The sequence below is a fragment of the Streptomyces gilvosporeus genome, from assembly GCF_002082195.1.
GTDB classification, from domain to species: Bacteria; Actinomycetota; Actinomycetes; order Streptomycetales; family Streptomycetaceae; genus Streptomyces; species Streptomyces gilvosporeus.
The window spans coordinates 1,547,697-1,563,582 of the sequence record NZ_CP020569.1; the positions used below are offsets into that span (position 1 = coordinate 1,547,697).

The 15,886-nt window shown below is 70.0% G+C and carries 22 protein-coding genes; 5 read left to right on the forward strand and 17 right to left on the reverse strand.

What is annotated here, in order from left to right; all coding sequences use genetic code 11:
- Nucleotides 1–24: 24 nt before the first annotated feature.
- Together B1H19_RS06765 and B1H19_RS06770 are read right to left on the reverse strand one after the other, a co-directional pair.
- Nucleotides 25–948 carry an LLM class F420-dependent oxidoreductase gene (locus B1H19_RS06765; protein ID WP_083103707.1) on the reverse strand — a complete coding sequence of 308 codons (924 nt, stop codon included), beginning with the start codon at nt 946–948 and terminating at the stop codon, nt 25–27.
- Between the two features lie 55 nt (nt 949–1,003).
- Complete coding sequence (locus tag B1H19_RS06770) at nt 1,004–1,339, reverse strand: putative quinol monooxygenase (RefSeq protein WP_083103708.1); 336 nt, start codon at nt 1,337–1,339, stop codon at nt 1,004–1,006.
- 226 nt (nt 1,340–1,565) lie between these two features.
- Here B1H19_RS06770 and B1H19_RS06775 point away from each other — a divergent pair, with 226 nt between their 5' ends.
- Both B1H19_RS06775 and B1H19_RS38590 read left to right on the forward strand, forming a co-directional pair.
- Entirely contained in the window at nt 1,566–2,345 is a 780-nt protein-coding gene (locus B1H19_RS06775) for an aminotransferase class IV (protein ID WP_083103709.1), read from the forward strand.
- 169 nt (nt 2,346–2,514) lie between these two features.
- A complete protein-coding gene (locus tag B1H19_RS38590) occupies nt 2,515–2,670 on the forward strand; it encodes a DUF6131 family protein (protein ID WP_237289770.1) in 156 nt (51 codons plus the stop codon).
- Between the two features lie 16 nt (nt 2,671–2,686).
- On the opposite strand, the gene B1H19_RS06780 is transcribed toward B1H19_RS38590, so the two are convergent.
- A complete protein-coding gene (locus B1H19_RS06780) occupies nt 2,687–3,592 on the reverse strand; it encodes an alpha/beta fold hydrolase (RefSeq protein ID WP_237289177.1) in 906 nt (301 codons plus the stop codon).
- 100 nt (nt 3,593–3,692) lie between these two features.
- Between B1H19_RS06780 and B1H19_RS06785 the strand changes: the two genes are divergently transcribed.
- A complete protein-coding gene (locus tag B1H19_RS06785) occupies nt 3,693–4,160 on the forward strand; it encodes a MarR family transcriptional regulator (RefSeq protein ID WP_083103711.1) in 468 nt (155 codons plus the stop codon).
- A gap of 113 nt (nt 4,161–4,273) precedes the next feature.
- Here B1H19_RS06785 and B1H19_RS06790 read toward each other — a convergent pair whose 3' ends face one another.
- The 13 genes from B1H19_RS06790 to B1H19_RS06850 all read right to left on the reverse strand — a co-directional run bounded on the left by B1H19_RS06790 (nt 4,274) and on the right by B1H19_RS06850 (nt 12,774).
- Entirely contained in the window at nt 4,274–4,447 is a 174-nt protein-coding gene (locus tag B1H19_RS06790) for a CsbD family protein (RefSeq protein WP_083103712.1), read from the reverse strand.
- A gap of 96 nt (nt 4,448–4,543) precedes the next feature.
- Nucleotides 4,544–4,951, reverse strand: a complete 408-nt coding sequence (locus B1H19_RS06795) for a gas vesicle protein K (protein WP_237289179.1) — start codon at nt 4,949–4,951, stop codon at nt 4,544–4,546.
- On the reverse strand, nt 4,923–5,279 hold the full coding sequence (locus tag B1H19_RS06800) for a gas vesicle protein (RefSeq protein WP_083103714.1): 357 nt from the start codon (nt 5,277–5,279) through the stop codon (nt 4,923–4,925). Before B1H19_RS06800 ends, B1H19_RS06795 begins: the two co-directional genes overlap by 29 nt.
- Nucleotides 5,276–6,145, reverse strand: coding sequence for a GvpL/GvpF family gas vesicle protein (locus B1H19_RS06805; RefSeq protein ID WP_083103715.1), 870 nt, complete (start codon nt 6,143–6,145; stop codon nt 5,276–5,278). Before B1H19_RS06805 ends, B1H19_RS06800 begins: the two co-directional genes overlap by 4 nt.
- Nucleotides 6,142–6,591, reverse strand: a complete 450-nt coding sequence (locus B1H19_RS06810) for a gas vesicle protein (RefSeq protein WP_083103716.1) — start codon at nt 6,589–6,591, stop codon at nt 6,142–6,144. The genes B1H19_RS06805 and B1H19_RS06810 overlap by 4 nt, the downstream gene beginning before the upstream one ends.
- Nucleotides 6,592–6,645: 54 nt before the next feature.
- A complete protein-coding gene (locus tag B1H19_RS06815) occupies nt 6,646–6,909 on the reverse strand; it encodes a gas vesicle protein GvpG (RefSeq protein WP_083103717.1) in 264 nt (87 codons plus the stop codon).
- 67 nt (nt 6,910–6,976) lie between these two features.
- The gene (locus B1H19_RS06820; protein WP_083103718.1) at nt 6,977–7,690 is read right to left on the reverse strand and encodes a GvpL/GvpF family gas vesicle protein; all 714 of its coding nucleotides are present in this window, start codon (nt 7,688–7,690) and stop codon (nt 6,977–6,979) included.
- 63 nt (nt 7,691–7,753) lie between these two features.
- The gene (locus B1H19_RS06825; RefSeq protein ID WP_083103719.1) at nt 7,754–8,263 is read right to left on the reverse strand and encodes a gas vesicle structural protein GvpA; all 510 of its coding nucleotides are present in this window, start codon (nt 8,261–8,263) and stop codon (nt 7,754–7,756) included.
- A gap of 84 nt (nt 8,264–8,347) precedes the next feature.
- Nucleotides 8,348–8,761 (reverse strand): gas vesicle protein GvpO, encoded by a 414-nt coding sequence (locus B1H19_RS06830; protein ID WP_083103720.1) that lies wholly within the window; start codon nt 8,759–8,761, stop codon nt 8,348–8,350.
- 270 nt (nt 8,762–9,031) lie between these two features.
- Entirely contained in the window at nt 9,032–10,075 is a 1,044-nt protein-coding gene (locus B1H19_RS06835; RefSeq protein WP_083103721.1) for an SRPBCC family protein, read from the reverse strand.
- 6 nt (nt 10,076–10,081) lie between these two features.
- Nucleotides 10,082–11,161: a histone protein gene (locus B1H19_RS38595; protein WP_159028022.1), complete on the reverse strand. Its 1,080-nt coding sequence runs from the start codon at nt 11,159–11,161 to the stop codon at nt 10,082–10,084.
- A gap of 309 nt (nt 11,162–11,470) precedes the next feature.
- Nucleotides 11,471–12,370, reverse strand: a complete 900-nt coding sequence (locus tag B1H19_RS06845; RefSeq protein ID WP_083103722.1) for a glutathione S-transferase C-terminal domain-containing protein — start codon at nt 12,368–12,370, stop codon at nt 11,471–11,473.
- Nucleotides 12,371–12,588: 218 nt separating this feature from the next.
- Nucleotides 12,589–12,774 (reverse strand): hypothetical protein, encoded by a 186-nt coding sequence (locus tag B1H19_RS06850; RefSeq protein WP_159028023.1) that lies wholly within the window; start codon nt 12,772–12,774, stop codon nt 12,589–12,591.
- A 109-nt stretch (nt 12,775–12,883) separates the two neighbouring features.
- On the opposite strand from B1H19_RS06850, the gene B1H19_RS06855 reads away from it, so the two are divergent.
- Together B1H19_RS06855 and B1H19_RS06860 are read left to right on the forward strand one after the other, a co-directional pair.
- A complete protein-coding gene (locus B1H19_RS06855) occupies nt 12,884–13,342 on the forward strand; it encodes an RrF2 family transcriptional regulator (protein WP_083103724.1) in 459 nt (152 codons plus the stop codon).
- Between the two features lie 175 nt (nt 13,343–13,517).
- Nucleotides 13,518–14,789, forward strand: a complete 1,272-nt coding sequence (locus B1H19_RS06860) for an acyl-CoA dehydrogenase family protein (protein WP_083103725.1) — start codon at nt 13,518–13,520, stop codon at nt 14,787–14,789.
- Nucleotides 14,790–14,826: 37 nt separating this feature from the next.
- Here B1H19_RS06860 and B1H19_RS06865 read toward each other — a convergent pair whose 3' ends face one another.
- Entirely contained in the window at nt 14,827–15,858 is a 1,032-nt protein-coding gene (locus B1H19_RS06865; RefSeq protein WP_083103726.1) for an ABC transporter substrate-binding protein, read from the reverse strand.
- Nucleotides 15,859–15,886: the final 28 nt, after the last annotated feature.

The window sequence follows — 15,886 nt, forward strand, 5'->3', positions numbered from 1 at the left end:
CGGCGCCCCGGCCTCCCCTCTCCGTCAGCCCGCCAACTCCCCCAGCAGGGCCCAGGTCCGGAGCCGGTCGGCCTCCCCGGCGATCTCCGTGCCCCCGAAGACCACCTCCGTCGCCCCGGCGTCGCGGTACCGCTGCACCTCGGCGGCGATCGTCTTCTCGTCACCGATGACGGCCACATCGACGGCCCGTTCGCCGCCGGAGAGCTCGATGACCCGCGCGTAGGACGGTATCTGCTCGTAGAACGCGAGCTGTTCGGCGGCCTTTTCCCGTACGGCGTCGACATCGTCGGTCACCACGCCGTGCGCCAGCGCCACGATCCGGGGCGCGGGGCGGCCGGCCGCCTCCGCCGCCGCGGTGACGGCCGGAACGATGTGCTCCGCCAGGGCGCGGGGACCGGCCAGGAACGGCAGGATCCCGTCGGCCAGCTCCCCGCTCGCCCGCAGCGCCTGCGGCCCCATCGCGGCGACGAGCAGCGGCACCCCGGCCTCCGCGCCCGGTACGCGGGCGGGAATCGGGGTGGCCGCGGTGAGCAGCTCGCCGTGGAAGTCGGCGGCGCCGGTCTCGGTCAGCTGACGCAACGCGGTGAGGAATTCCCGCAGCCGGGCCACCGGCCGCTCGAAGGGGATACCGAAGCCGGATTCGGTCAACAGCTTGGTGCCGAGCGCGAGTCCCAGGTGATAGCGGCCGTGGGTGGCCGCCTGTGCGGTCTGGGCCTGGCTGGAGACGATGAGCGGATGGCGGCCGAAGACGGGGATCGCGGACGTGCCCACCTGGAGGGCGGGCACCTCACGCCCCACGATCGCCGCCAGCAACGGCGAATCGGCGCCGAAGGTCTGCCCGAACCACGCCGACCGCAGCCCCGCCTCCGCGGCCTGCGCGGCGAGCCGTACGGTGGCGTCGATCTGGTTGTCGGCGTCGCTGGCGTTGAGTGCTACTCCCACAGTCATGTCGAGCTGAACGAGCGGGAGTTGCCACGTATTCCCGCGGCCGAACGGGTGCTGCCTACTTCGGCTCGCGGGGAGTGATCTCCCCCATCTCGCCCCAGCCGTCCATACCGGGAATCTCGGTGCTGACGATCTGCGGCCGGCCGGCGACCGCGTACGACATGTCCTCCATCGCGGCCTTGAAGTGCTCGGACTCCACGTGCTCCTTGCCCGCCTCACCATCGCGGAACGCCTCGACCAGCACGAACTGATGCGGGTCCGTCACACTCCGGGACCATTCGAAGAACAGGTTTCCCGGCTCGCGGCGCGTGGCCTGGGTGAAGTCGTCCACGAGAGCGAGCCAGTTGTCGCTCTGCTCGGGGCGGACGGTGAATTTCACGGTGATGAAGATCATGAGGGGGGTTTCCTTACCCAAAGGAATGGGGTTGGGGGATGAATGGGGCTGGGGATCCACGGGTTTGGGGTTGCGGGTTGGTGTGATGCCTTCTCGGCCCTTCCACCCGCCTTTCCACTCCGCACACGGCGGAACAATCATCATGCGGGAAGATCCCTTCACCGGCAAAATGCCCTGCGGTCCCGCCGGGCGCGGGTGCGGCGGGGGCCGATGCCAGACTGAGGCAATGGACCACCTCGACGGCGCCCCGCTCTCCCTCGCCGATCTCAAGGCGCTCGCCCTGACCAACTTCGGCCATTTCACGTCACTCCGCGTCGACGACGGACGCACCAAGGGGCTGCCGCTGCACCTCGATCGCCTGGTCCACGACTGCCGGACGGTCTTCGACGCGGAGCTGGACCGTGCCCGGATCCGCGAGGCCATCCGCCAAGCGGCTTCCGGGCAGACCGGGTCGTACGTGGTCCGGGTGACGGTCTTCGATCCGCAGCTGGGAGTCGCATCGCCCGGGGCCGACGCGCAGCCGCACCTGCTGGCCACCTGCCGTCCCGTTCCCCGCTCCTGCCCGCCCCTGCGCGTCGCCACGAGGGCGTATCAGCGGGACCTGCCCGAGGTGAAACACGTCGGACTGTTCGGGCAACTGGCCGTCCGGCGCGCCGCACAACGGGCCGGATTCGACGATGCGCTGTTCACGGAGCCGGGGACCGGCGCCTTCTCCGAGGGCGGCACCTGGAACGTCGGATTCATCGACGACCGCGACCGTGTCATCTGGCCGCAGGCGCGCGTGCTCCCGGGAGTCACCATGCGCCTCCTCCAGGACGTACACCCGTCAGGGACCCGCCCCGTCACCCCCGCCGACCTGCCGACCCTGCGCACCGCCTTCGCCACCAACACGGCGATCGGCGTGCGCCCCCTCTCGGCCATCGACGACCAGCCCCTGGACCCCGACCACCCGGTCCTCGCCGAACTCCGCAGGCGCTACGAGGACATTCCGAGCGACGCCGTCTGATGCGGGGGGTGTGTGCGCACACGTGCGTGGGCGGGTGCACACCGGAGGCAGAGGGTGACACGACGTACCCATGACCCGGCCCGTCGCCTCGTTCACCGTTCACCGATTGCCGTGGCGGTGGCCCGGTACGACAGTGGAAAGGGGGCGGGTATGTGGATCGGAGTGCATGGTGATAATTCTCGGAATCATCCTCCTCATCATCGGGTTTCTGACGGGCATAGCCATCCTGTGGACCATCGGAATCGTGCTCGCCGTCATTGGTGCGATCCTGTGGCTCCTCGGTGCGATGGGGCACGCGGTCCGTGGCCGCAGGCATTATTGGTAGGGCGTGGTCACGGCCGTTATTTCTCCAGGAATTGCATGATCAGGCGGTCGATTTCGGCCGCATGAAGGAATGGGATGCCGTGGTGTGAAAGGCCCGGGACCATGGCCGTCTCGACATGTGGCACATGGCGACGCGCGGCCGCCTCGACGCGGCGGACGTCGTGCGCCCGGCTGGCCGCGGCGAGCAGCACCAGCGTCGGCACGGTCGACTCGCGCAGCCGTCGGGGGCGTGGCCGTCTGCCCACGATGGTCTTGGTTCCCGGGAACTCGGCGGCAAGACCGTACAGTTCGCGCCATGCGGGATCGACGTGCGCACCGCCCGTCTCCCAGGCGAGGAAGGCGCGCGCCCGCTCCGCGGTGGGCCGCAGGAGCATCGGAAGGGCGCGCAGCAGATATCCACTCCGGTAGCCGGCGAAGCACTGGGTGGGGTCCAGGAGGACGAGCCTGCGGACGCGTTGCGGGGCGCGCAGCGCATAGGTGAGGGCGATCCAGGCGCCGTACGAGTGCCCGCACAGATCCACGGGCCCGGCGGCCGAACCGGCACCCGAACCCGAACCCGGCCCCGGCCCCGGCCGCAGACCGTCGAGTACGCCGTCCAGGACACCGTCCAGCCAGTCATGAAGATCGCCGACGGAGCGCAACGGCCGGTCGCCGCGCCGGCTGCGCCCCGGCCCGCCGATCCGGTCGACGGCGTGGACGCGCCGCGTACGGCCCAGCCCGGCCGCATTGGCGTACCAGACCGGCGAGGTGGCGTCGCCGCCGTGCAGCAGCACCAAGGGCACTCCGTCGCCTTCGGGGCCCCAGGCGTTGACCCTGGTCATGCCGTAGGGCGAGACGAGCTCCACGCGGTCGACGGGCAGCGGCCAGCGGTCGAGGACCGCGTCGTAGGCGGCGAGAAAGCGGGTCCGGGCGGCGTCGGTCACGGGAGTCCCCCTGTGGGTATATCGCCGAGCAAGTATCTCGTTGAGCGAGATACTATGCCCGGGTGGACGAGCTGGGTGGACGACCTGGAGGGACGACGGCATGAGTGAGGCGAAAGAGGCGGCGCCCGGGCTCCAGGTGGTGCATCAGCTGCGCGCCGTCACCGTTGAACTCGACCTGCTCGGCGCCGAGTTCGCGCAGCGCAACGGGCTGCATCCGACGGACCTGCGCGCCCTGATCTGGCTGCTGGACGCGGCACGGTCGGGAACCCCCGCGACTCCGGGCCGCCTCGGAGCCGAGCTCGGTCTGAACTCCGCCGGGACCACGGCCCTGGTCGACCGACTGGAGAGGCTCGGGCATGTGCGGCGCGTACGGGACACCCGGGACCGGCGCCGGGTGCTGCTGGAGGTCGACGAACGGGCGGTCGCCCTGGGGGAGTTGTTCTTCGGGCCGCTGATCGGGCAGATCGTCGGGGCGCTGGAGACCTTCAGCGCCCCGGAGGTGGCGACGGTCCAGCGGTTCCTGCTGGCGGTACGGAAGATCGTGGCCGGTCAGCGAGGTCTGCCGTAGCGGCAGGACCGGCCCACGGCCGGCGGGGCGGCGCCCGGTGAAGGCCACCTGGGCGCCGCCCCGTTGGGCGCGTGCGCAGCGGCGGTTCCGAAGCCGACGGCCCGGCCGGCGCGTCAGTGCTTCAGCGTATCCCTGGCCTTTTCCGCCGCGTGCTTCATCTTGCCCTTGATCTTCTCGGCCGTGCCCTTCCACTGCATATGTTCGTTGCCGAGGGCGTGGCCGAGCTTTTCCTTGGTCTTTCCTTCGGCGATTTTGCCGAAGTTCCTGGCCTTCTCTCCGATGCCCATATCGCGCTCCCTAAGAGGCTTCGGTAGGACCGTGGGGATTCCGGTTGAATTGTCTCACCAGAACGCTCTCACCACCGCACGAGCGGCGCGCTGCGCTCAGTCGGACGGCGGCAGCAAGGTGCCCAGCGGACCGAGATCCAGATTGAGGTCCTTGAGGGAGAGGTCGTATCGGGCGCAGAGTTCGATCATGCGGTCGTGGAGGATCATCAGCGTCGATCCCAGGTGTTCCTCCTGCTCCTCGGTGAGGTCTCCGGCGTCGAGGCGGTGCAGGGCCTGGCGTTCCATGAGCTGGCGGAGCAGCTCGACGAGGGTGAGGACGAGTTTGACCAGATCCCGTTCGACGGTGTCGGGCCCGGTGTTGATGCGCTGCGCGGCGCCGCGGGGCCCGGTGACGGCCGGGGGCGGGTCGGTCCGGGCCGCCGCGGGCAGCCGGCGGTAGGCGCGGGTGGCCGCGTCGGCGACTTCGGTGAAGCGGTCAACCGGGCGGCGGCCGGCGGGGGGCATGGCGCTCGGAGACGGGCAGGTCATGGCCGTCTGGGTGGGCAGCGGGAGCGGGCGGTGCGGTCGCCCACGGTGAGAGGGTCCGTTCACTGATCGAGGCGATCAGTGCGCGCAGAGAGATGCGTACGAGGTCGATATCGGCGATGGAGAGGACGACGTCGCCGGTGACGACCACGCCCCCGGCGAGCAACCGGTCCAGCAGATCGATCAGCGCTATCTGCCGGTCGGGGAGCGGCCGGTCCGGGAACGGCGTTTCCGGGAGCGGCCGGTCCGCCGCCGGGAGCCCCGCTGGCGGGCTCACCTCCGGCAGGCGCCCCTCGGCCGCCGTCATGGCGCGGCTCCCTGCGGCTGCCCGCCCTGCGACGGCTCATCGGGCGACGGCTCGTCGCGCGTGGTCGCGATGAAGGAGTACGGCGCCCAGGGGCCGGTGACGTCCACCCGGATCCCGGGGAGGCCGTCGGCGGCGCTCCGTACGGCGGCACCGAAGTCCGCCGCGTGTTCCAGCGGCACGAGATAGGCGTCGTTGACGACGTTCTCGCCGGGCCCCTGCGCGAGTTCGCCCTGCTGCGGGCGGTGCTGGACGCGGTCGACCGCATGGTCGCGGGCCGCGGCCTCGACGCGCTCGGCGGCCCGTTCGGCCTCCTGGTACGCGTCCTCGCGCACCCGGTGCTGCGCGCGGCGCCGGCTGAGATAGGCGCGGCCGGGGCTCAGGCCGGGGTCCGGGGCCGGGCCGGCCGGTTCGGGCCGGGCTTCGGTCGTCGCGGGCGTCTCGACGTAGATCTTGACGCCCCATTCCTCGTGCCCCGCCAGGGCCGACAGGCGCTCGGCGAACGCCTCCCGGCGGGCGTCGAGCATGTGCCGTACCCGGTCGTCGTCCAGATAGACGGTCGCCAGCCGCAGCGGCAGCACCGTGGTGTGCACGGCCAGCGCCTCGATCACCCGGTGATGGGCGCGCGCGACCGATTCCAGCCAGTCCAGGTCCTCCAGGTGCACATGCAGTGCGGCTTCCTCGAAGTCCCGGGCGGGCACCGGGCTCACCGCGACCACCACGTCACGGTTCGCTCCCCCGCGCACCAGGTGGACCGGCGCGTCCGCCACGCCGCGGAGCCCGGCGAGCGCGTCGGCCAACGCCTCGTGGGCGTCCCGGGCCACTCCGTAGGCATAGGTGAGGGCATCCTGAGCGGTCGGCTCGGTCATCGTTCACGCTCCTCGCGCCGCTTCCTGCCGGAACGGGCGGCGCGCTTCTTCACGGCCGCCGCCTCGTCCTCGGTCTCGGCCTCGTCCTCGGCCGTGGGCAGGGCGCCGGCGCCCGCCTCGTGCAGGGCGGCGATCTCGGCGCGCAGCCGTTTGTTCTCCTCGGCCAGCGAACGGTGGCCGTCGGCGCGGGAGGACAGCGCAGGATCGTGCTCCCACCAGTCGATCCCCATCTCCTTCGCCTTGTCCACCGAGGCGATGAGCAGGCGCAGTTTGATGGTGAGCAGTTCGATGTCCAGGAGGTTGATCTGGATGTCGCCGGCGATGACGATGCCTTTGTCCAGGACGCGCTCCAGGATGTCGGCGAGATTGGCCGATGTGCCCTGGCCGTACGGTGCGGCAGCCCTGGACGGGTAGTCGCCGAGCCTCCTGGCTGCGGGTTCGGTCACGGCCTGTCCACCTCGATTTCTGTGTGTCAGCGTGTCGCGCCGATGTCCTGTCCGTCAGTGGGGCGCGTCCGGTCCGGCCCCGCCGGCATGCGCCCGTATCTCCTCCAGCCGGTCCAGCAGCTCGTCCTCCCGCCGGTCGAAGGTCTCCTCGTCGATCTCCCCTGCCAGGAGCGCCCGTTCCAGCTCGGCCAGGGCCCGTTCGATGGGCTCGGGGTCGTAGTACTCGTTCTCCGCGGCCTGGACGACGCGCTCCACGACCCAGGCCACACCGCGCACGGGCGCCAGCGGCAGGGTGGCGATCTGTGACAGCAGGCCCATGAGGGGCTCCTTGGGGGATCGTGGGATCAGGGGATCGGGATCAGGGGATCAGGGCTGGTCAAAGGGGCTAGACAAAGCTGTACGCGGGGAGCGGGCCCTGCAGCCGGAGGTCGAAGTCCTCGCCGAGTTCGTCGGCGAGGCCGCGTTCGGCGCTCAGGAAGCGTGCCTCGTGGTCCCGGTCCACCAGGAAGGACACACTCAGGAAGTCCTCCCCGGTCGCCTGCGCCGCCCGCTCGTCACGGGCGTGTTCGCGCAGGACGTCGACCAGTTCGGCGGCCAGCCGGGCCTGGCGGGCCTGTACCTCCTGTGCGACCAGTTCGCCGAGGGCGAGCGGCAGTTCCGGACTGTTGCGGCCGCTTCTGATCTCGTCGTTGAGGCCGCGCGCCTCGTCCGACTCGCGCAGGATCTGGCGCAGCAGCGCCTCCTCGTCCTGCGCCGCCTTGAGGCGGTATTCGGCGCAGCCCTCCAACGCCCGCAGCCGCTCGGCGAAGTCGTCGGCGCGGTCCTCCAGCACCTGCCGTACGGCGTCGTCGTCGGCGGCGAGGAAACCGAACTGCATCGGCAGGACCGTACCGTCGGCCATCAGATGCTCCTGTACGGCCTGGTGGGCGGCGAGATCCCGGCGTTTGGGCCGAAGGTCCTCCGGGCCGTCGCTCACGACTGCGGACAGCTTCCCGACGCGCACCGTACGGAGGGCGACCGGCGGGTCACCCACCCCGTGGACGTCGTCCAGCCGCTGCGGATGATCGGCCGCCACAACGGAGTAGACATACACGGCCATGGCTCATTCCTTTCGGAGTCAGCCCTTACGGGCTCGTTCCTTACAGGCTCGCTCCCTGCGGGCTCATTCCTCGCGTTGCCGGGTCGCCCGACGGGACGGCCGTTCCCGCCGCTCCGCGGGCTCCTTCCGCCGTGCCCGATGCACCCGCTCCCGCTCCTTCCCGTGCTCGCCCTCCTCCTCGTCCTCGCCGGATTCCTCGCGACCGCCCTCGCCACCGCCTTTGATGGCGTCGGACACCGCCTCCGCGGCCCCCTGGAGGGCCCCCTTGGTCTTGCTCTCCGCTCCACCCTTGGTGACCTCGCCGACGATGTCCGTCAGCTCCTGCGGCTTCTTCTTGCCGGCCTCCAGATCGAGGCGGTTGCACGCCTCGGCGAAGCGGAGATAGGTGTCGACGCTCGCCACGACGATGCGGGCGTCGACCTTGAGAAGTTCGATGCCCACCAGCGATATCCGCGCAAAGACATCGATGACCAGGCCACGGTCCAAAATCAGATCGAGAACGTCATAGAGGTTCCCCTGGCCGGGCCCGCCGGTCCTCGAGAGGGTTCCTCCGCCTTGCGGCACCACAGTCACGGTGCCTCCCTTCGCCGACTCGTCCCCGTTCCGGGACGGCCGCCTCGTGCATCCGGCGAACGGCGCTTCACGTTGCCGTCTCCCCTAGGGATTACGGTCTATCTGCCCTCGGGTGTAGCGACGGGTGCGCTCGTACGCCACCAGTCCGCCTTCCTCGTCGAGCGTCACCCGGTAGCTCGCCATGACGCTGGTGGTCTCCGGAATGCGCTCCAGCTCCAGGACTTCGACGTCCGCCTGCCAGCCGTCGTCCGTCGGTTTCACCGAGGAAACGGACTCGGGGGCGCGCCCCAACAGCTCCTGGAGCTGCTCGGCCGCGTTCCGCATGGCGTGCGGGGCCGAAATACGGCGGGCAGCACGCTTCACGCCGTCCTGCGCGGCAGTTGTGTCGGCAGCCTTGGGAGCCGTCGTTGTGGCGGTCTTCGTAACGGTCTTCTTGGCAGTCTTCTTCTTGGACGGGCGCCGGATTCGCTCCGTCTCGCCCTTGTCACCTGCGGCCATGTTCTCGCTCCGGAATCGGAGACGACATGCTGCCCGCGCCACCTTCAAGAGGCGCCACTCCATGGTATACGGCACACGAAGGAACTTATCGGGATGAAGAGGGCGTGCGGGCTGCACGACACCGTGCGCGAGCCCACGCCACGCCGCGTCACGCCAGATCACGCCAGATCACATCACGTCAGCGGGCGAACACAGGGCGCTGAAGCCCTCCCGAGGCCGAACTCCGCTGCGTACGGCGGGAGTTACTGCCTGCATGAGGGGACGCCGCCGTCATTTCCCTTCGTCCTCATCACGGTCTTCGCCTTCGTCTTCGTCTTCCTCCTCTTCTTCATCCTCATAGCGGTCTTCGTCGGCCCCGGATTCCTGCTCATCGTCCTCGTAGTCCGCGTCGTATTCCTCGTCCTCGTCGGCGTACTCCTCGCGGTCGCCGCCTTCTCCGTCTTCTCCGCCTTCTTCGTCTTCTTCCTCGCCCTCTTCTTCGTCCGCCTCTTCTTCCTCGGCTTCTATGGCCTCTTCGTGGGTGCGCACGACCTCCCCGTCACGTATTTCCCCGCGCCAGCCTTCCGGTTCCTCGTCGGTGAGGGTGACGTAACGCTGGAAGTGTTTGAAATCCAGCCGCAACCGGCGGCCCTGGGCTCGCCAGATATTGGCGGTCTTCTCGAAGAATCCGGAGGCGTAGTATTCGACGACCAGCACGATACGGGTGAGACCGGGTGCCAGTTCATGGAAACTGACGGCGCCCCGGGTCGTCCCCTTGGCGCCTTCCGAGGTCCACATGATGCGTTCGTCGGGTATCTGCTCCTGGACGGTCGCCTTCCAGCTTCTGCTCGACGGGCCGACCTTTGCTTTCCAGTCGCTGGTCACGTCATCGCTCTGCGAGACGCTGCGTACGCCCTTGGTGAAGCTGCTGAATTTCTCGAACTGGGTCCAGTGGTCGTAGGCAGTGCGCAGGGGCACACCGACATCGATGAACTCGATGATGTTGGTGACCTTCGTACTGCCCGCCTTGCCTCCCGACCCACCGCCGAGGGCTTCCTTGGCCTTGCCGAGGACGTTGTCCTTGACCTCCTTGGCCTTCCCGGTGATCGCGGCCTTGATCGGGGAGTCGCCTTGGAGGATGCCGGAACCGATCTGGGCCAGCGAACCGCCGTTCTCGGCGATATCGGTGAGCTGGTCCGTCACATCCACCAGTTTGTCGCCGGCCTTTTCGGCCAGGTTCCCCACCCAGGCGTTCACATAGTTTCCGAACTCGTCACGCAGTCGATCGATACCCGAGTCTCCTGCGCCGCCGTTTTCCCTTTCCGTCTTGGCCATGACCGGCTACCTCCGACGATCGGCGCGTGATGATGACTTCTTGGCAGTCGTCCGCTTCGTCGTGGCTGCCTTCTTCGAGGGTGCCGCTTTCTTCCGTGCGGGCGCCTTCTTGGCCGGAGCCCTCTTGGCGGTGGCTCGCTTGGCCGGGGATTTCTTGGGGGTGGCTTTCTTCGCGGTGGTCTTCCCTGCCGTGCTTTTCGTGGCCTTCTTGGGGGTGGCCTTCTTCGCCGCGGCCTTCTTGGCGGGGGCGGTTTTCTTGGCAGGGGCGGACTTCTTGGCAGCCGTCTTCTTCGCGGACGCCTTCTTCGCGGACTTCCTACTTGGCGGGGCTTTCTTGGCCGTCGTCCCCTTGGCAGCCGTCTTCTTGGCGGACGATTTCTTGGCCGTCCCTTTCTTCGTGGTGGCCTTCTTGGCTGTCGTCTTCTCGTCCGGGGCCTCTTGGGCTGACGCCTTCTTCGCCGGGGCCTTCCGCCCAGAGGTGGCCTTCCTGCCGGTGGCGGTGGGCCTCGTGGCTGACGGGCGTCGTCCACCGCGCCGTTCCGCGCCGGCCGCCTTCCTCGTCGCACGCACGGCGCGACGGCGGGGCCGCTCCCTCGGCTCTTCTTCCTCCGCCTCCTCGGCTTCCTCCTCTTCGAGTTCCTCTTCCTCGGGTTCCTCTTCTTCCTCTTCCTCGTATTCGTCTTCCGGGTATTCGTCTTCCGGGTATTCCTCTTCCTCTTCCTCCGGCTCCTCCTCGTATTCCCCCTCCGGCTCCTCATCCGCCTCTCCCCCGCCGCTCTCCAGCTGGAGGGTCCGGTCGTGGAGCGAATCGGCGAGCGCGTCGAGCTGGTGGTTCGCGGCGGCCGCGAGGGCCTCGCGGCCGGCGTCCATGACCTCGCCGCGCAACTGGTCCACCAGCTCGGTGACCTGGGGGATCTCGCTGACCCTCCGGACAGCTTCCGCTACGATCTGCCGCGGCTGGAGCCCGAATTCGCGGCCGGCGAGATACGACGCGACGGTGAGGGCGAGCCGACCCTTTTTCGTACGGCCCAAAACGTAGCCACCGGCGAGTGCGGCAGCGAGCATGGCCTTGGTCCCCTGATTCATCCGTGCATCACCTCTTCATCGGCGCGTTCGGGGTAGGGGGAACCGATCCGGGCGCCTGACCAGGCCGTTCCCCGGGCATGACGGCCCTTGGGGTGACCGGCGAGGGGGACCGAGTGCGCATGCGGAATTGTTCGCCCATATTTCTAGAGTGATCCTGGTCGTGACCTGCGCATCCCGAGCGTGCCGGGGGTGACACTGCGGAACGGGGCGATGCTGGTGCGTGGTCGGCAACGGGAGGCCGACACTTGGGCAGAGAAGGCAGGGCGGGGCGAGCCGAGGAGGCCCGCCCCGCGCCCCGTCCCCCTCCCCTCAGCCGAAGCTGGGCGCAACCGGCCCCGACCGGCGCGCCGCCGTCCAGTCCACGATCTGCACCGCCGCCCCGGCGGCCTCCTGCCCACGGCAACGGGCGTGATGGCGGCGCGCGATGCCGTCGAGATCGAGGTGGGCGCCGAAGGCGGGGTGCGCGGCCAGGCGGCGGGCGTAGGACCACAGCCGCCGGTGGCCGGCGATACGGTGCACCGCCGCGGCGTCCAGATGCCAGCGGTGCACGGTGTCGAGCTGGACCAGAGCCACCCACAACTCGACGTCGGCCGAGGTGAGTTCGCCGCCCAGTACGTGGTCCTTGTCGGCCAGTCGCCGTTCGAGCGAGTCCAGCGCGCCGAGCAGGGTACCCAGCGCCGTCTCGTACCCCGGGCTGTCCGCGCCCAGCCGGCCGGCGTTCTGCGCGGCCTCGTGGATGCCGTACGCGCAGAGTCGGCCGATCTCCTCAAGGGCGTTGCGGGCACGGCACGGATACAGCACCGGGCCACGCTCGCCGAACCGCTCGGCCAGGTCACGCGCGATGTCGGGAGCGTGGGTGCTGACGATCCGCCCCGTCCATCCGTCGCTCAGCGCCGGCGCCGCGGCCGGTCCGGGGTGCTGGTGCGAGCTGGCCTCGTACAGCGGCCGCAGCGCGGCGTATTCACCGTCCGGGCTGTCGGGGACGGCGGGCAGCAACGTCACCGGGAGGGTGTCGCCGAGCTCCAGGAGGCTGTGGGTGATGGCGATCCGCAGGCAGTCCGGACAGGCGGGCGAGAGGTGGAGGCGGTAGCGGTGCGGCACGGCGTAGTGGCCGCTGCGCGGGTCACCGCCGATCCGGCCGCGGAGCGGGGGGACGGCGGTGCTGTGGGGGGTGGGAGACATGGCGGTCGCAGCGGAGGTGGCGGTCATGTGGGCTCCCTGGGGTCGGGACGGGTGAAGGCGGTCGGGGTGAGGACGCCTGGGGCTGCGTATGGCGGGGACCGGCACGGGGGAGGCGGGAACACTGGGCGACACGGCCGCAACCGGCAGGGCACGGCACGGCACGGCGCCCAGAACCGGCAGAAGGGGCCGTCGGTATCGGCACCCGAGCCGACGCCGGGCCAACGGCGAGCCGCCCCGCTACCGCCTCACGCGACCGAGGAAGCGGAACTTGCCGCGCTGCACACCCGCAGAAGGTCGATATGCCGTCGCGAGGTGAGCAGCGGAAGGGACGTCAGCGGCGGGCGCGACATCGCGAGGGGAAGCGCGGTGAGCAGGGGAAAGGGCCGGGCCGCGCGGATCGCGCGGTCGGTGTCCGGCACCGTACGCCCCATGAATTCCCACCCGTTCACTAGGTTCCCGCCCCGAGTGTCGAGCCGCCGTCGAGCGGCGTCAAGAGCGCGCACCCGACCACCGCACGCGCCCCTGCGGGATAATGCCCCCATGCGGATTTCAGCCAGAGCGGACTATGCGGTGCGAGCCGCGCTGCAACTCGCTGACGCCCGGGATGCGGGGCCGCTCAAGGCGGAGGCCATTGCGGACGCTCAGGAGATTCCGCACAAATTCCTCGAAGGCATCCTCAACGACATGCGCCGCGGCGGGCTCGTGCTCAGCCAGCGCGGCGGCAACGGCGGCTACCGGCTGGCCAAGCCCCCGGAGAGCATCAGCATCGCGGACGTCATCCGCGTCGTGGACGGACCGCTGGTGTCGGTACGCGGCGTCCGCCCGCCGGAGCTGTCGTACAGCGGGCCCGCCGAATCGCTGCTCCCCCTGTGGATCGCGCTGCGGGCCAACGTGCGGCAGATCCTCGACGGTGTGTCGCTGGCGGATGTCGCCGCCGCGGAGCTGCCCGCCCTGGTGTCCGCGCTGAGCGAGGACCCGGCCTCCTGGACGAACCCGTAGAGACGCGGCCCCGGACCCCGCGTCCGGATTGCGACCCCAACTGTCCACCCCTTGAACACCTCTTGCTCCTCCCGGAGTCCGCACGCATGCTTAATCCCTACTAATCCAGTGGGAAAACTAGGGAAGCCGCGGTGACCGCCGGCTCACCTCACCCGACAGGACGGTGAACGGCGCCATGCCGAAAAAGTCCGCAGCCCGCCCCGCCCCGGCGTCGCCCATCGCGGCGGCGGAGGACGGCATCTGGCTACGCGTCACCCGGGAACTCGCCGACGACCTCGCCGTCGACGCGCTCGCCCGTGACCGGGCGGGCAAGCCTCCCTTCGACGAGCTCTCGCGTCTGCGCGAGGCCGGTCTGCCGGCCCTGCTGCTGCCCGCCGGCCCCCTGGGCAGGGGCAGTGACTGGCGTACGGCCTGTGCGGTCCTCCGTGAGATCGCGGCGGCCGACAGCTCCATCGCCGAACTCCTCGCCCGGCACTACGTCCTGTCCTGGTCCCCCCGCTTCTTCGGCACCCCGGAGCGCGCGGAACGCCTCGAACGGCTCTCGGCCGAGGGGCAGTGGCTCTGGGCCGGCACCACCGACCTCCCCGAGCCGGAGCCGGCCTGCCCGACGGACGCCGATCTCACCCTCACGCCCGCCCCCGGCGGATACCTCCTCACCGGGCACAAGAGCCTGGCCACGGGTGTGACCGTCGCCGACCGCCTCGTCCTCGGCGCGCGCTGCGGCGAGACCGGCGACGCGCTGATCGTGTCCGTGGACCCGGCCCACCCCGCCGTAGCGGCCGTCCCGGCGCACGACCGGCTCGGGCAGCGGCTGGCCGGAGCGGGCGACATCGGGTTCGACGGCGTACGGATTCCCGGGGACGAGGTACTGGGCACCGTCCCCCGCGACGAGCACGCCCTGTCCCCCTTCGCCTCGCTCGCCCCGTTGGCGTTGCGGCTGGCGCTGGCCCATGTCGCCCTGGGCGCCGCCGAAGGCGCACTGGCCGAGGCGCGGGACGTCAGCCGGGCCACGCCGCGCGGCTGGTCCGGCGCGGCCGCGGACGACGGCGGCTACCCGGACCGTCCGGGCCGGGATCCCTATCTCCTGCTCGCCTACGGGGAGTTGGTGACCGCCGCCCACACCGCCGCGGCGGTCGTCGAACCGGCGACGGAGGCCCTGGCACGGGGGCTGCTCCTGGGCCAGGAACTCGGCGTCGACCAGCGCGCCGACATCGCCGTACTGGTCGCCGCGGCCGAGGCCGTCACCGGCGCGTCCGCCCTCCAGATCACCACCCGCATCATGGAACTCACGGGCGGCACCGACTCCCCCACCGACGGTCCCGGCTTCGACCGGTTCTGGCGCAATGCACGCGTCCTGACCGCCCAGGGCTCCCCCACCCACAGCCTCCGCGATATCGGCGACCACTATCTGAACGGAACGGATCCGGCCCTGCCGCTGGGGATCTGAGCGGCAGGGCGGAAGCCCTCCGGCAGGGGCCTTCCGTTCAGTGCGCCTTCTTGGCGAATTCCGTCGTGTAGGTCTTCTTCAGATCCACCGTCGCGTTCTTCAGATTCGGGTTGAAGGACTTCAGGACGCGTTCGACGGTGGCGGGCCCGTCCGCCGGCATCACGCCGTCCTTGGTGAACATCGGCAGGGTGTCCTTGATGGCCTGGGCGTACAGCTGCTTACCGCCCTGGGCGTAGTCGGCGGGCATTTTGGCCGCGATCTGTTCGGGGGTGTGGGTGGACATCCACTTGAGGGTCCGCACCAACGCGTTGGTGAGTTTCTGGACCGTCTCCTTGTGGCTGTTCACCCAGTCGGTGTTCATATAGAGGCTGGAGGAGGGGTACGGGCCGCCGAGCGCCTGCCGGGAGCCCTCGGGGGTGCGCATGTCGATCAGGACCTTGCCGAGGTTCTTGTTCACGATCTGCGCGACGGTGGGGTCGGTCGTCATTCCGCCCTGGATGGAACCCTGTTGGAGGGCGGAGAGGAAGGTCTGGCCGGCGCCGACCGCCACCGGGGTGAAGGAATTCGTCGGGACGCCGTTCTTGACCGCGAGGTATTTGGTGAGGAAGTCGGTGGACGAGCCGAGGCCGGTGACGCCGAGTTTCTTGCCCTTGAAGTCCTTGGGTGAGGTCAGGTCGCCGGCCGCCTTGCGGGAGACGACCTCGACCTCGCCGGGGGCGTGCGCGAGCTGTACCACCGATTCCACCTGCTTGCCCTTGGCCTGAAGGTCGAGGGTGTGGTCGTAGAAGCCGACGACGCCCTGGACATCGCCGGAGACGAGGGAGGTGGTGGCCTGGACGCCGGCGGGTTCGGTGAGGAGGGTGACGTCGAGGCCCTCGTCCTTGAAGTAGCCGAGCTGCTGGGTGAGTCTGGCCGGGAGGTAGATGACCTTGTCGAGGCCGCCCACCATGATCTTGATGCTGCCGTCCTTGGCGTCGGCGCCGGACGAACCGCCGCCGCAGGCGGTCAGGGTGGTGAGGGCGAGCAGTGTGGCGGCAGCGGCGGCCGACAGCTTGAGCGGGGTGCGCATGATCACGTCCTTGGGGGTCGGGGGCGGG